The sequence below is a fragment of the Allonocardiopsis opalescens genome (assembly GCF_003002095.1).
Taxonomy (GTDB): Bacteria; Actinomycetota; Actinomycetes; order Streptosporangiales; family Streptosporangiaceae; genus Allonocardiopsis; species Allonocardiopsis opalescens.
On the sequence record NZ_PVZC01000005.1, the window covers coordinates 323,271 to 337,198 of the forward strand.

General features: G+C 74.8%; 13 protein-coding genes. 3 read left to right on the forward strand and 10 right to left on the reverse strand.

The annotated features are described in order from the left end of the window. Window positions 1-165 precede the first annotated feature (165 nt). Genes CLV72_RS18335 through CLV72_RS18345 form a run of 3 tightly spaced genes read right to left on the reverse strand, consistent with a single transcriptional unit; the run spans window position 166 to window position 2,827 of the window. Window positions 166-1,158 (reverse strand): D-alanine--D-alanine ligase family protein, encoded by a 993-nt coding sequence (locus CLV72_RS18335; RefSeq protein ID WP_106247746.1) that lies wholly within the window; start codon window positions 1,156-1,158, stop codon window positions 166-168. Next, a complete protein-coding gene (alr, locus tag CLV72_RS18340; protein WP_211302941.1) occupies window positions 1,155-2,288 on the reverse strand; it encodes an alanine racemase in 1,134 nt (377 codons plus the stop codon). Before alr ends, CLV72_RS18335 begins: the two co-directional genes overlap by 4 nt. Continuing rightward, window positions 2,285-2,827 (reverse strand): M15 family metallopeptidase, encoded by a 543-nt coding sequence (locus CLV72_RS18345; RefSeq protein WP_245930294.1) that lies wholly within the window; start codon window positions 2,825-2,827, stop codon window positions 2,285-2,287. The genes alr and CLV72_RS18345 overlap by 4 nt, the downstream gene beginning before the upstream one ends. A 222-nt stretch (window positions 2,828-3,049) precedes the next feature. Between CLV72_RS18345 and CLV72_RS18350 the strand changes: the two genes are divergently transcribed. From CLV72_RS18350 to CLV72_RS18360, 3 genes are read left to right on the forward strand one after another with little or no spacing between them, the layout of a single operon-like run. Continuing rightward, entirely contained in the window at window positions 3,050-3,745 is a 696-nt protein-coding gene (locus CLV72_RS18350) for a response regulator transcription factor (RefSeq protein WP_106247750.1), read from the forward strand. Beyond that, a complete protein-coding gene (locus tag CLV72_RS18355) occupies window positions 3,738-4,829 on the forward strand; it encodes a sensor histidine kinase (protein ID WP_106247753.1) in 1,092 nt (363 codons plus the stop codon). Before CLV72_RS18350 ends, CLV72_RS18355 begins: the two co-directional genes overlap by 8 nt. A gap of 28 nt (window positions 4,830-4,857) precedes the next feature. After that, on the forward strand, window positions 4,858-5,049 hold the full coding sequence (locus CLV72_RS18360; protein WP_106247756.1) for a hypothetical protein: 192 nt from the start codon (window positions 4,858-4,860) through the stop codon (window positions 5,047-5,049). Window positions 5,050-5,146: 97 nt separating this feature from the next. On the opposite strand, the gene CLV72_RS18365 is transcribed toward CLV72_RS18360, so the two are convergent. The 7 genes from CLV72_RS18365 to CLV72_RS18395 all read right to left on the reverse strand — a co-directional run bounded on the left by CLV72_RS18365 (window position 5,147) and on the right by CLV72_RS18395 (window position 13,926). Continuing rightward, window positions 5,147-5,986 (reverse strand): helix-turn-helix transcriptional regulator, encoded by an 840-nt coding sequence (locus CLV72_RS18365; RefSeq protein WP_106247759.1) that lies wholly within the window; start codon window positions 5,984-5,986, stop codon window positions 5,147-5,149. Between the two features lie 153 nt (window positions 5,987-6,139). Then, the gene (locus CLV72_RS18370) at window positions 6,140-7,456 is read right to left on the reverse strand and encodes an alpha-amylase family protein (protein ID WP_106247761.1); all 1,317 of its coding nucleotides are present in this window, start codon (window positions 7,454-7,456) and stop codon (window positions 6,140-6,142) included. 111 nt (window positions 7,457-7,567) lie between these two features. Beyond that, window positions 7,568-8,497, reverse strand: a complete 930-nt coding sequence (locus CLV72_RS18375; protein WP_106247764.1) for an aldo/keto reductase — start codon at window positions 8,495-8,497, stop codon at window positions 7,568-7,570. Between the two features lie 50 nt (window positions 8,498-8,547). Then, the gene (locus tag CLV72_RS18380; protein WP_245930295.1) at window positions 8,548-9,453 is read right to left on the reverse strand and encodes an anchored repeat-type ABC transporter permease subunit; all 906 of its coding nucleotides are present in this window, start codon (window positions 9,451-9,453) and stop codon (window positions 8,548-8,550) included. After that, on the reverse strand, window positions 9,450-10,391 hold the full coding sequence (locus CLV72_RS18385; RefSeq protein WP_106247766.1) for an anchored repeat-type ABC transporter ATP-binding subunit: 942 nt from the start codon (window positions 10,389-10,391) through the stop codon (window positions 9,450-9,452). The genes CLV72_RS18380 and CLV72_RS18385 overlap by 4 nt, the downstream gene beginning before the upstream one ends. A gap of 65 nt (window positions 10,392-10,456) precedes the next feature. Continuing rightward, complete coding sequence (locus CLV72_RS18390) at window positions 10,457-12,196, reverse strand: choice-of-anchor M domain-containing protein (protein WP_106247769.1); 1,740 nt, start codon at window positions 12,194-12,196, stop codon at window positions 10,457-10,459. Next, entirely contained in the window at window positions 12,193-13,926 is a 1,734-nt protein-coding gene (locus CLV72_RS18395; protein WP_106247772.1) for a TIGR03773 family transporter-associated surface protein, read from the reverse strand. Before CLV72_RS18395 ends, CLV72_RS18390 begins: the two co-directional genes overlap by 4 nt. Window positions 13,927-13,928: the final 2 nt, after the last annotated feature.

The window sequence follows — 13,928 nt, forward strand, 5'->3', positions numbered from 1 at the left end:
CGGTGGCTGATCAGCGATGACGGCCGCCCTGCGGGGCCAGGGAGAAGAGACCGGCGCAGGCCACCGCCGGTCCAGGACGCGGTCAGCGGTTCGGCCGGGTCCTGGACCCCCGGCCGCCGAGGCCGGACCGACCCCCTTCGTGAGGTCCGCCGCCCTGCCCGCGCCTCAGACCTGCGGCCGCCCCTCCACGAGGGGCGCGGTCTCCGGGACCGACGCGGCGGCGACCAGGCGGGCGACCAGTTCCCCGTAGGGCACTCCGGCGGCCGCGAACACCCTCGGCACCTGGGACTCGGCCGTCATGCCGGGCATCGTGTTGACCTCGTTGAGGACCGGACCGTCATCGGTCAGGAAGAAGTCCATGCGGGCGACTCCGGCGCAGCCGAGCGCGTCGAACAGCGCCAGCGCCGCTTCGGTGAGCCGGGTGAGGTCCGCGCCGCCGAGCTCGGCGGGCACGGTGAAGCGGGCGGTCCCGTTGTACTTCGTCGCCGTGTCGAACAGGCCGGCGGCGTGGATCTCCAGGGGCGGCGGCGCCCAGCGGCCGCCGTCGGCCTCGCGCAGCACGGCGACGTCGATCTCCCGGCCGTGGACGACGTCCTCGACCAGGATCCGCTCGTCGTAGCGCGCGGCGGTGCGCAGCGCTTCGCCCAACTGGCCAGGGTCCCGGGCCAGGGAGACCCCGTAGCTGGACCCGGCGGAGACGGGTTTGACGACGGCCTCCGCCTTGAAATCGACGCCTGCCACGTCGGCCGCGTGTACCAGGCGCCCCGGGGCGGTGCGTATCCCGATGGCCTCGGCGACGAGCTTGGTCGCCCACTTGTCCATGCCGATCGCCCCGGCCCGCAGCCCGGAGCCGACCACGGGTCTTCGCGCGAGAGCGCACAGCGCGGCGAGGGTCCCGTCCTCTCCGCAGGGGCCGTGCACCGCGGGGAAGACCGCATCCGCCTGTTCGAGCAGCGGCAGGGCCGCGGCCAGTGAGGCGGCGGCGCTGCTCCCGAGCGGCCCGCGTCCGTCCGTCCATACTCCGTCGAGGCCGATGGTGACCGCGCTGACCCCGAACCCGCCGGAGCGCAGGGCCTCGCCGATGGCCGCGGCGGACTTCAGCGAGACGCCGTGCTCGGCGTTCCGGCCGCCGCCGATGACCAGGACGTGTTGCGTCATGCGGTTGTCCTCTTCACTCGTGATCCGATTCCGGTGACGATCGTGTGCGGGATGGTCCCGGCCCAGCGCGCCCAGTCGTGGATGGTCGGGGTGACCCCGTCCCGCGGCCCGAACACGGTCGCGGTCGTGCCGGGCGGGATGTGTTCGGCGCCGGTGTCGATGACGATCTGGTCCATCGAGACGCGCCCGACCACCCGGTGGCGGCGGCCGTGGATCTGCACGGACGCGTCCGGCGAGATCTCGCGCGGGATCCCGTCGGCGTACCCGAGGGGGACGACGCTGAGGTTCGTCGCCCGCGGGGTCAGGTAGGCGCCGCCGTAGCCGACCGGCGTGCCCGCCTCGACGGCCGCGCTGTGCGTGACCGGCGCGGTCAGCCGGGACGCGCCGTGCAGCTCGGTGGTCCCGGACGGGTCGATGCCGACGAGCCCGGCCCCGAAGCGGACCATCCCGAAGTGGGTGGCCGGGTCGGTCAGCGTGCCCGAGCTGGCGGCCAGGTGGGTGAGCGGGGGGTCGAAGCCGGCCGCCGCGACCGCTCGCGCGGCCTGGCGCAGGCGGGACACCGCCGGAGCGTTCGCCTCGGGATCGGCCTGGTCGGCCAGCGGCAGATGCCCCATCAGGCCCACGACGCGGACCTGCCCCCGCTCCTGCCCCTGCCGCGCGAGCGCGATCAGCGCGTCCCACTCGGCTGCCGGGCAGCCCTCCCGGGCCATGCCGGTGTCCATGTGCAGATGGATCCGCACGGCGGTGGACGGGCTCTGCTCCAGGAGGGCCGCCAGTTCGTCCGGCGATCCGACCGCGATGTCGATCCCGCCGGCCGCGGCGGCCCCGGCGTCGACTCCGGACGGGTTCAGCCAGGTCAGGATCGGCACGGTGAGCCCGGCCGCGCGCAGCCGGGCGGCCTCGGCCGGGTCCGTCGTGCCGAGCCACTCCGCTCCGGCGGCCACCGCGGTCCGCGCGACCGTGACGGCTCCGTGCCCGTATCCGTCCGCCTTGACCACCGCCATGATCCGTGCGCGGGTGCGTGTCCGGGCGATCGCGACGTTCGCCGCCACCGCCGCGGGGATCGTCCGCAGCGCGGGCGGCAGCAGGCCGACGGGTCCGGGACGGGTCATGCCGAGCGCGCCGGTCACCGCTGCATCCTGGGGTCATGGGTGGGATCGGCGTACATGGCCGGGCAGCCGCGGCCGATCGCCTCGGGGCGCAGTTCGTAGTGCCAGGGCTCGTTGCGGTAGATCTGGCAGAGCCCGTAGTCGGCGCCGTGCGCCGAGAGCCAGGCCGTGGCGTCGGCGAGCCCGATGTCGACCGCGTCCCCCGACACGTGCACGGACGTCTCCGGAGTGGCCACCCACCGGGCGGCCTCCGCCGCCGAGCCGTACTCGGCGATCGCCTCACGGAGCAGGTGCTCCTGGTACTCCGGGGAGCGCCAGCCGCTGTTGACGACGAACCCGACCCCGTCGCCCGCGGCGTCGGCCGCGGCCCGGCGCAGGGCGTTGAGGAGATCGGGGTCGAGCCCGGCCACGGCCGGGAACTCGTCGTCGAAGACCGTCACGCCGTCAGGGACGGCGCCGTCCGCCTCGCCGAGCACCTGGGGCCGGCTGCGCGGATGGATCTCGCTGGGCGACGTGGCCGAGCTGAGCGGTGCCGTCCGCGAGGGTGACGTGATCGACACGGGTGACGCGCCCGGGGATGCCGAGGACGCCGGCGCCTGGCAGCCGAGGACGCCGAGGAGCGCCGCACCGACGGCCGCGAGGATGACCGGCCGGATGCGGCGGGCTGATGTTCGTGCTGGTCCGCTGTACGGCATGCCCCCAGTCAAGACATCGCGCCGTTGCCGTCGCGTATGCGGTTTTGGATACGCCGACGGTATGCGCGGGCTCGTAGCATCGCGAGCGTGCGTGTGTTGATCGTCGAAGACGAGCCCTATCTGGCCGAGGCCATCCGCGACGGCCTGCGCCTGGAAGCGATCGCGGCCGACATCGCGGGTGACGGCGGCACCGCGCTGGAGCTGCTGAGCGTCAATGCCTACGACATCGCCGTCCTCGACCGGGACATCCCCGGGCCCAGTGGTGACGAGATCGCCGAACACATCGTCGCCTCCGGCAGCGGCATGCCGATCCTGATGCTCACCGCCGCCGACCGCCTCGACGACAAGGCGTCGGGCTTCGGGCTCGGCGCCGACGACTACCTCACCAAGCCCTTCGAGCTCCGCGAACTCGTGCTCAGGCTCAGGGCGCTCGACCGCAGGCGGGCGCGGAACCGGCCGCCGGTGCGGGAGATCGCGGGGCTGCGGCTGGACCCGTTCCGCCGGGAGGTCTACCGCGACGGCCGCTACGTCGCGCTGACCAGGAAGCAGTTCGCCGTGCTCGAAGTCCTCGTCGACGCCGAAGGCGGCGTGATCAGCGCGGAGGAACTCCTGGAGCGGGCATGGGACGAGAGCGCCGACCCGTTCACCAACGCCGTGCGCATCACGGTGTCGGCGCTGCGCAAACGGCTCGGCGAACCCTGGCTCATCACCACGGTGCCCGGCGCCGGCTACCGCATCGACACTCCGCCGGACACCGGAGGTGAGGAGGGCGACCGTGCATAGAGCGCCCGGCTTGAGCGTCCGCATCAAGCTCACCCTCAGCTACGCCGGCTTCCTCATGCTCGCCGGCGTGCTGCTGCTCGCGGTGGTGTGGGTGTTCCTGCTGCGCTACGTGCCCGACGGCGCGATCATGGCGCGCGGCTTCGTGCCCAACCGCTCCGACCTGCTGCGCGCCTTCGCGCCGCGGGCGGCCGCGGCCCTGGTGTTCCTGCTGCTCTTCGGCCTCCTGGGCGGATGGGTGCTCGCCGGCCGCATGCTCGCCCCGCTGACCCGCATCACCGAGGCCACCCGCATGGCCACGAACGGCTCGCTCTCCCACCGGATCCGCCTGGAAGGCGACCAGGACGAGTTCCGCGAGCTCGCCGACGCCTTCGACACCATGCTGGCGCGGCTCGAAGCGCACGTCGCCGAACAGCGCAGGTTCGCGGCCAACGCCTCGCACGAGCTGCGCACCCCGCTCGCGATCTCGCAGACCCTCCTCGACGTGGCTCGCAGCGATCCGGCCAAGAACCCCGGCGAACTCGTCGAGCGCCTGCACGCCGTCAACGCGCGGGCGATCGACCTCACCGAGGCGCTGCTCATGCTCAGCCGCGCCGACCAGCGGTCCTTCGCCCGGGAGGTCGTCGACCTGTCGCTACTCGTGGAGGAGGCGACCGAGACCCTGCTCCCGCTCGCCGAGAAGCGCGGCGTCACCGTCGAGACCTCCGGCGACATCACCCCGGCCATCGGCTCGCAGGCGCTGCTGCTTCAGGTGACGACGAACCTCGTCCACAACGCCATCGTGCACAACCTGCCCGGGCGGGGCACCGTGTGGGTCACCACCGGCGTGCACGCCGGGGCAGCGGTGCTCACCGTCGAGAACACCGGCGACAGACTCCCCCCGCACCTGGTCTGGGCGCTCACCGAACCGTTCCAGCGCGGCACCGAGCGGATCCGCGGCGACCACGCGGGCGTCGGCCTCGGCCTGGCGATCGTCAAGAGCATCACCCAGGCGCACGACGGACACCTCACCATCACCCCGCGCCCCGCGGGCGGACTCCGCATCGACGTCCGACTGCCCGGCCCGCGCCCGCGGCGGGCTTGGTAGCCCATCCGCGCGGCGGCATCCTGGTGGCATGGAGCACATCGAGCTGATCGCCGGTCCGATGGACGGCGCGATCATGGAGACCCGCAGGCTGAGCGAGCGGCACCTCGCGGAAGGCATCGCCTTCAAGCACCCCCGGTGCGGCATCCCGGGCGGCCACAGCGTCTACACCCCCGACCCCGAGCGGCCCGGGGTGTGGCTGTGGCGGGGCGACACGGCCTGAGCGCGGCACCAGGGCGCGGGCCCGCGGTCGTCACCGGCCCGGCCCTCGGGTACCCGAGGCGGCCGCCGGACGGACTCGCTCCCCGAGCCGTCGGCCCTCAGGCGAGGCTCTGCGCCCCGATGACGGACAGCAGGTGCAGCTTGTCGTGGCTCTCGCTGCCCGGGATGGCGGTGTAGACGAGCAGGGAGTGGGCCTGGCCGGGGTCGACCAGCCGCTGGCAGGTCAGCTCCAGCGGGCCGACCTCCGGGTGCACGAAGTGCTTGACCTCGTGGGGGCGGATCCCGATCTCGTGCTCGTCCCAGACCCGCCGGAACTCCTCGCTCTCGGCCAGGAGCAGTTCGGCGAGCCGCGCGGCGCGGGAGCCGGGGCCGCGCAGGGTGACGATCTCGCGCAGGCCCGAGGCGTACATCCGGGTCAGGAACGGGTGCTCCTCCGGCGCGTAGATCCGGCGGGCCGCCGGGTCGGTGAACCAGCGGTATCCCGCGCTGCGGACCGGGCCGGTGAAGTGGGTCGTGTCGCCGGTGAGCGCCACGCCCATCGGGGTCTGCCGCAGGGTCTCGCCGAGTTCGGTGACGATCTCGGCGGGCGTGTCGTCCAGCCGGTCGAGGACGCGCAGCAGGCCCGGGCTGATGTGGTCGCCGACGCCGCCACGGGCGGGCGGGTTGTGCCCCGCGAGGCGGAACAGGTGGTCGCGCTCGTCCAGCGAGAGGTGCAGCCCCTGCGCGATCGAGGCGAGCATCTGGCTCGACGGCTGCGGTCCGCGCTCCCGCTCCAGGCGGGAGTAGTAGTCCGTCGACATGTGGCACAGCGCCGCGACCTCCTCGCGGCGCAGCCCGCTGGTCCTCCGGCGGAGGCCGCGCGGGAGGCCCACGTCCTCGGGTTGCAGCGCTGCCCGGCGGTTCCGGAGGAACTCCGCCAGCCCGGTGCGATCGATCACGGCATTCCCTCTTCTCGTGGTACCGCCTCCGTTTCTACCGGTCACCGGCGACGGCTACCACGGATCGCCGATCCCACCCTCCGGCCGGCGGGACGCCTCGCGCGTCCGGCCCGCCGCCCGTGCCCCGGGCCGGAGGCGTACGGCCGTCGCGGCTCAGTGCGGGCGGATGACGGTCCAGCCGTGTCCAGGGGCCTCGGCCGGGTCGCCGCCGTGCCCGTCGGCGGCCAGCACGACGGTGCCCTCGGGCACCGGCATCCGCCGCGGTTCGCCGGCGGTGTTCAGCAGCACGATCAAGGAGTCCGACCCGTCGAGCGCGGTGGCCCGGTAGGCGATCTGCTCATTGGCCAGGTGCACCACCTCGATCCGGGCGTCGACCAGCCAGGGGTGCCGGCGGCGCAGGCCGAGCAGCCGCTTGTGGTGGCGGTGGACGCCCCATCCGTAAGGGGCGAGGCCGCCCGGGTCGGCGGGGAAGGCGGGGCGCACGGCGTCGTCACCGCCCTCGCGGTCCTCCTTGATCCCGTGGAAGCCCTGCTCGTCGCCGTAGTAGACGCTGGGCACGCCGGGCACTGTGCACAGCACCACCACGGCGAGCTCCAGATGCCTCGGCTCGTCCAGGACGCTGGCCAGCCTGGTGACGTCGTGGTTGCCCACGAAGGTGAGCGGGACGAACCGGGCCGAGAAGGCGGCGTGCCGCTCCAGCGCCCAGGCGAGTTCGAAGAAGTTCCGGTCGTTGAGGCTGCTCCACACGGCCTTCCACAGTTCGTACTGGGTCGTCGCGTCCAGCCCGCCCTGGTCGGTCCAGGCCGGGTAGTCCCCGTGGATCACCTCGCCGACCAGCCACACATCGGGATGCGCGGCGCGGACCCGGTCGGAGACCGTGCGCCAGAAGGGCAGCGGAACGGCATAGGCGGCGTCCAAGCGCCAGCCGTCGGCGCCCCGGTCGAGCCAGTGCCGCATCACCGCCACCACGTGCTCGGCCACGGCCGGCTCCTCGTGGTTGAGCGCCACCAGGTGCCGGTGCCCCTCGAAGTCGGCGTACCCGAAGCCGTCGGGCCCGTCAGCGGAGAAGTCCAGCCGGAACCAGTCGGCGAACCGCGAGTCGCGGCCGTGGGCCAGCACATCGCGGAAGGCGGGGAAACCCCGCCCGACATGGTTGAACACTCCGTCCAGCAGCAGCCGTACCCCGCGCTCGCGGCACCGGCCGACCAGCTTGTCGAAGTCCGCGTCCGTCCCGAGCCTGGGGTCGATCCTGAAGTGGTCGACGGTGTCGTAGCCGTGGGTCTCCGACGCGAACACCGGCCCGAGCGCCAGGCCGTTGCACCCCAGCTCGACCAGGTAGTCGAGCCACGGCTCCAAGCCCTCCAGCCGGTGCGCCGCTCCGGCCCCGTCAGCCGGACACCTCGGCTCCGCGCCGAGAAAGCCCAGCGGATAGACCTGCCACCAGATCCCATGCCGCACCCACGCCGTCATACACCACGCTCCGATCGCCCTCGCCGGCCCGTTCCGCCAACGAACCCGCCTCCCAGGTCTACTGTGAACGGCGGCGTGCGGGCGTCGGTCCGGACACCGCCGCTCCCCGGCTCAAGGCAGCAGATGGCCCGCCGCGGTGAAGAGGCGGTACCACTCCTGGCGGGTGAGGACGATGTCGGCGCCGGCCGCGGCCTCGGTCACGCGTTCGGGGCGGGTGGTGCCGATGACGGTCTGGATGTCGGCGGGGTGGCGGGTGATCCAGGCGATGGCGATGGCCGCCGGGGTGACGCCGTAGTGCTCGGCGAGTTCGTCGATGGCGGTGTTCAGTTCGGCGTGGTCCTCCCGGTCGCCGAGGAAGCCGCCGTGGAAGAAGTCGCGCTGGAAGGGCGACCAGGCCTGGAGGGTGATCCCGTTGAGCCTGCTGTACTCCAGCAGGCCGTTGTCGCGGTCGGCGGACTGCTCGACGCCGGCCATGTTGGCGGCGAGGCCGGCCGCGACGAGCGGGGCGTGGGTGATGCTGAGCTGCACCTGGTTCACCACCAGCGGCCGGTCCACCACGCGCCTGAGCAGTTCGATCTGGCCGGGGGTGTGGTTGGAGACGCCGAAGTGGGCGACCTTGCCGGCGCGGTGCAGGCGGTCGAAGGCCTCGGCCACCTCCTCCGGGCGCACCAGGGTGTCGGGGCGGTGCAGTAGCAGCAGGTCGAGGTGGTCGGTGCGCAGCGCGGCCAGCGACTCCTCCGCCGAGCGCACGATGTGCTCGGTGGAGAAGTCGTAGTAGCCCGGCCGGATGCCGCACTTGCTCTGGATCACCACCGACTCGCGCTCGGCCGGGCTGAGCCTGACGGCCTCGCCGAAGCGCCGCTCGCAGGCGTGGCGCTCGCCGCCGTAGATGTCGGCGTGGTCGAAGACGTTCACCCCGGCGTCCCTGGCCGCGGCGACCAGGTCCCGGATCCGGGCGTCGCTCAGCGAGGCGATCCGCATCATCCCCAGCACGACGGCGGAGGCGGTCAGTCCGGTGTTGGGCAGCACATGCGTTTTCATGGTCCCGATCCTCTCGCGCGGCCGCCGTGCCGCGGGCGGGCCGCTCCGGCTCAGCGCGTCGACGCGAGCGGACGGCCGGCGGGCGGCGCCCCGCCCGGACGGCGGCGCAGCGAGCGGCCGAGCCGGGCGAGCAGGCCGTGGCGGGGGGCGAGCAGCCAGGCCGCCGCGAAGATCGCCGTCAGCACGCACACCATCAGCCCGCCTGCCGCCAGGTTCGCGTACAGCGACGCGTACAGGCCGACGACCGCGCCGGTGCAGCCGATCAGCGCGGACAGCGCCATCATCGTGCCGAGGCGGTCGGTGAGCATCCGGGCGGTGGCGGCCGGGGTGATGAGCAGGGCCAGTACCAGGATGTTGCCCACCGCCTGGAGGGAGTTGACGATCGCGATCGTCACCATCACGTAGAGGGCGAGGTCCAGCCAGAAGACCGGCAGGCCGGCGGCCCTGGCGGTCTCGCGGTCCAGGCTGACGGCGACCAGGCGGCGGCGCAGCAGCAGCGCGACGGCCACCAGCACCGCGCCGGTCACCGCGACCGTGCGCACGTCGGCGTCGGAGACGGCCAGGACCTGGCCGAACAGGAAGGACGCCAGGTCGGTGCTGTAGTTGGACCGCGTGCTGACGAGCACGATGCCCAGTCCGAAGGCGAAGGCGAAGAAGACGCCGATCACCGTGTCCTCACGCAGCCGGCGGTTCTGCGAGACGACGGCGATGGCCGTGGCGGTCACCACGCCGGCGACCGCGCCGCCGAGCAGCATGTTCCCGGCCAGCGCGTAGGCGACCGCCACCCCGGGGAACACCGAGTGCGCGACGGCCTCGCCGATGAAGGCCATCCCGCGCAGCACCACATAGGTGCCGATCACCCCGCAGACGGCGCCGGACACCGCCGCGACCAGGAAGGCGCGGCGCATGAACGGCAGCAGCCAGGGCTCGGTGACCAGCGACAGCAGCTCGCTCACTCCGCACCGCCCAGGGCCGCGACCAGCCGGGCGGAGCCGTCCGCGCCGGCCACGCCGAAGGCCCGCAGCAGCAGGGCCGGGTCGCGCAGCTCCTCGGGGGTGCCCTGTGCGACGACCGAGGTGTTCAGCAGGCACAGCCGGGTGCACACGGCGCGGGCATGCGCGAGGTCGTGCGTGGTCATGACCAGGGCGAGCCCTTCGCCCACCAGCCGTTGGAAGAGCACGGAGAGCAGTTCCTGGGTCGGGAGGTCGACCCCGGTGAAGGGTTCGTCCAGCAGCAGCACGCTCGGGTCGGTGGCCAGCGCCCGGGCCACCAGCACCCGCTGCCGCTGACCGCCTGACAGCTCCCCCACCGGCCGGTCCCGCAGCTCGGCCAGGCCGGCGCGCAGCAGCGCGCGGTCGACGGCGGCGCGGTCCGCGGCGCGCGGACGGCGCAGCCAGCCCAGGCGCGCGGTCCGCGCGGCCATGACGGCGTCCGCGATGGAGATGGGGAACTCCCAGGCGAACTCGTGGCGCTGCGGCACGTAGCCGACCCCGCCCGCCGCGCCGCCGCGCGCCGCCCGGTCCAGCGGACGGCCGTTCACGAGCACGCGGCCGGCACTCAGCGGGACCAGGCCGAGGACGGCGCGCAGCAGAGTGGTCTTGCCGGCGCCGTTGGGTCCGATCAGGCCGATGAACTCCCCGGCACGCACGCTCAGCGTGGCGTCGTCCACGGCCAGCCGCTCGCCCAGGTGCACCCGGACGCCCTCGGCCGCCAGCACGGGAGCGCCGCCGCGGGCGGCTGCGATGACGCCTCCCGCGGCTTCGGACGTGTCCGGTCCAGGACCGGTGGACCCGGCCGCGCCGACGCGGCCGGGCTCGACGGCACCGCCCTGGACGCCGTCATCGCCGGCTCGATCGCCGGCCGCTGCCGAAGCGCTCGGCTCCACCGCGCTCATCCGTCCTCCACCGTTCCTCTCCATCCGTCGACCGCCGGTCCTCGCTCCCACCGCGACCCGGCCGGTCAGCCGGCCGCCCGGCTCGCGCCGCCCTCGGACGGCGGGTCGTCCGCGCCGTGCGCCGGCGACGCGCGGCGGCGCCGGGAGGCGGCGAGCAGCCCCGCCCCGCCCGCGGCCAGCGCCGCGCCCGCCAGCGCGACACCGACCAGGGCGGCGCCGGTCACCGGCAGCGTGCTGCCGCCGCCCGCGGGCTGCGGGCCGGGGCCGCCGCCGGGTGGCGGCGCGGCGCCCGGCGGCGGCGTGCCGCCCGGGGGCTGCGACGGGCTCGGATCGGGGCTGGGGTCCGGATCGCCGGTGGGGTCGGGGGTGGGCGGTGGGTCGCCGCCGTCGCCGGGCACGACCGTGCCGGGGTCCACATCGCCGACGGCGATCGCGATGGTGTCGGTGTCGGAGACCTCGACGCCGGACGGCGTGCGGCCGCTCATGGTGAAGGTGAGCCGGTAGACGCCCTCGGCGCCGAAGGCCCAGTTGCCGTGCGCGTGGGTGCCCGGCGGGACGGCGCGCGCCTGCGGCAGGGCGTCGTCGCTGTCGAAGACGACGTCGGTGTCGCCCAGCGCTCCGTCCTGGTACAGCGCGAAGGCGCCGGGGCCGCGGGCCGCCGTCAGCTCCCACTCCAGGTCGCCGGCGAGGTCCCCCGGGGCGAACTCCTCGCTGTTCCACCCCGGCCACAGCAGCTCCGCGTCCTGGATCTGCGGCAGCAGCCAGACGGGGTCACCGGGCGAGCCGAGGAAGGCGAAGGCCGGGTTGTCGGGCACCTCGGTGCGCGACCGCGGCCGCGCGTGCCAGACCACCTCGTCGGGCCGGTGCCACTCCGGGTCGGTGATGGACCGGGTGCCGTCCTTGATCCGGATGTCGATCCCGTTCCCGTCCGGGACCGCGGCGAGGTCGATGTGCCCCTGGTCCAGCACGATCGGTCCGGTGGGCTCTCCTGGCGGTCCGGTCGGATCGTCCGAAGGGTCGGGTCCGGGCTCGCTGGGGTCCGGGCCGGGGTCCGGCGTCGGCGACGGGCTCGGGTCCTCGGTGGGCCCGCCGTCGCCGGGCACCACCGTGCCGGGGTCGACATCGCCCACCGCGACGGCGAGGGTGCCGCTGTCGGAGGCGGTGGCTCCGCTGGAGAGGGTGACGGCCATCTCGAAACCGAGGCGGTAGACGCCGGGCTCGGTGAACACCCAGTTGCCGTGCGCGTGGGTGCCGGTCGGGAAGGACATCGTGTCGGGGACGCCGTCGTGGGTGGAGAACAGGATGTTCGGCGCGCCGAAGGGGCTGGTGGTGAACAGCGCGAAGTCGCCGGGTCCGCTCACCTGGCCGAGGGTCCACCGCACCGGTCCGGTCACCTCGGCCGAGCGCAGCTCCTCGGAGTTCCAGCCCGGCCACAGCACGCCGTCGAGCTGGGTCATCGGCAGGTTCCACACCGTCGCGCCCGGCTCGCCGATGAAGCTCCAGTCGGCGCGGTTCGGCACGGTGATCTGCGACTCCGGCGCCGCGTGGAAGACCACGGTGTCCAGCTCGCGCCACACGGTGCCACCGGGCCGGGTGCCGTCCCCGACCTGCATCCGCAACGCGCCGTCGACGAAGCGGGCGGCCACGTCGACATGCCCGTCGGCCAGGACGACGGTGTCGTCGGGGACCGGCTGGGCGTCGGCTCCGGCCATCGGGGCGAGCGCGGTGGCGGCGAGGGCGAGCCCGCCGAGGGCCAGGGCCGCGCCGAGCCGCCGGCCGAGGGCGGCCGGGGCGCCGGCGCTCATTCCGCCGGTCCGTTCGGGGACGCGGGCGCGGAGCCGGCCGCGTGCGCGGCGGTCGAACGGCGGCGCCGGACCACCAGCAGCAGGACCGCGCCGCCCACCGCCAGGACGAGCCCGAGCGCGGTCAGACCCACCGCGATGCCGGTGCCGGTCAGCGGCAGGGAGCCGCCCGCGCCGTCGTCAGCCGCGCCGCCGGCGGACTGGTCGCCCTGCTGCCCGCCGTCGCCGCCACCGCCGTCACCGGCGCCGCCGCCCGCGCCGGGGTCGACCGTACCGGGGTCGACGTCGCCCACCGCGAGGGAGAGGGTCCCCTCGCTCTGGGTCGGCTGTCCTGACGGGAGGGTGCCGCTCATGGTGAAGCTGAGCCGGTAGACGCCCTGCTCGCTGAAGGCCCAGTTGCCGTGGGCGTGGGTGCCCAGCGGGATGTCGAAGGCGTCGGGCAGCCCGTCGGAGCTGTCGAACAGCACTTCGGGGGCGCCGAAGGAGCCGTTGATGAACAGCGCGAAGTCGCCGGGCCCCTCGACTCCGGTGAGGGTCCAGTTCACGCCGCCGTCCAGGGCGTCGGCGCCGATCTCCTCGGTGTTCCAGCCGGGCCACAGCAGCGCGCTGTCCTGGGTCTGCGGCAGCATCCAGGACGCGGCCCCGGGCTCGCCGAGGAAGGCGAAGTCCGCGCCGTCGGGGACCTCGATCTGGGCCTCGGGCCGGACGTGGAAGACGACGTCCGAGAGCGGCCGCCAGATCTCGCCGCCCTGGGTGCCGTCCTTGACCTGGATGCTCAGCGCGCCGCCCTCGACCAGGGCGGCCACGTCGACGTGGCCGCGGTCCAGTACGACGGTGTCCTCGCTGGTCGTCTGCGCGGTGCCGCCGGTAGCGGCTTCGGTCTGCGCGGCGGCGGGCCGGGGCGCCGAGCGCACCGGCGCGGCCTGCGGATCGGCGCCCGCGCTCGGAGCGGGTGCGTCACCGGGGTCCGGCGCCGCTCCGCCGGGTCCCGGTTCGTCCTCCGGCGCCGCCTGGGCGCCGATGCGCACGTCGTAGGTCGCCTCGGCCGCGGCGGTGCCGCCGTCGGCCAGGGCGCCGGTGGCGGCGAGGGTCACCTGGTAGTCGCCGGGACGGTCGAAGGCCCAGACGGTCGGGGCGCGTTCGGCGACCGGCAGCCGGTGCGCGCGGTGGGCGTCCGCCGTGCTGCTCAGCACCACGGCGGGCCCGCCGGAGGCGTCCTCGGCCGCCGGAGCCGCGTCCGGCTCCGGCGAAGGCCCGGGTTCGGCCACCGTCCGCTCCGGGCTGAAGGCGGTGAACGCGCCCGGCCCCCGCACGTCGACCAGCCGCAGCTCGACGGCGTCGCCGTCCAGGGTTCCGGGCGGGATCGCGGTGGTGTCCCAGGCCAGCGCCCCGGTGCCGCCGCCCGCGGGCAGCAGCCAGACCGGGTCGCCCGCGCGGCCGAGGAAGGCGTACGCCGGGTCCTCGGGTACGGCGGCGGGCGCCGCGGCGCCGGTCAGCGGCGCGCCGCCGCCGTCCGGTGCGGAGCCGTGCGCCTCGATGGCGAGGTCGCCGCCGTCCAGCCGCAGCGCGATGTCGACGGCCGCCGCGGGCGGCGCGCTCGCCGCGGGCGCGGGACCGGCCGGTTCGGGCACGCCCAGGGCCGGCGCGGCGGCGAGGGCGAGGCCGGCCAGCACGGCCGCCGCGCCGAGCGCGGCGCGGCGGACCCGCCGGCCGCGGTGCCTGATCTGTTCCATCA

Coding starts and splice junctions, on each gene's coding strand:
- CLV72_RS18335 (WP_106247746.1), bottom strand. CDS start 1,158: ATGACGCAACACGTCCTGGTCATCGGCGGCGGCCGGAACGCCGAGCAC.
- CLV72_RS18390 (WP_106247769.1), bottom strand. CDS start 12,196: ATGAGCGCCGGCGCCCCGGCCGCCCTCGGCCGGCGGCTCGGCGCGGCC.
- CLV72_RS18395 (WP_106247772.1), bottom strand. CDS start 13,926: ATGGAACAGATCAGGCACCGCGGCCGGCGGGTCCGCCGCGCCGCGCTC.
- CLV72_RS18370 (WP_106247761.1), bottom strand. CDS start 7,456: ATGACGGCGTGGGTGCGGCATGGGATCTGGTGGCAGGTCTATCCGCTG.
- CLV72_RS18375 (WP_106247764.1), bottom strand. CDS start 8,497: ATGAAAACGCATGTGCTGCCCAACACCGGACTGACCGCCTCCGCCGTC.
- CLV72_RS18360 (WP_106247756.1), top strand. CDS start 4,858: ATGGAGCACATCGAGCTGATCGCCGGTCCGATGGACGGCGCGATCATG.
- CLV72_RS18385 (WP_106247766.1), bottom strand. CDS start 10,391: ATGAGCGCGGTGGAGCCGAGCGCTTCGGCAGCGGCCGGCGATCGAGCC.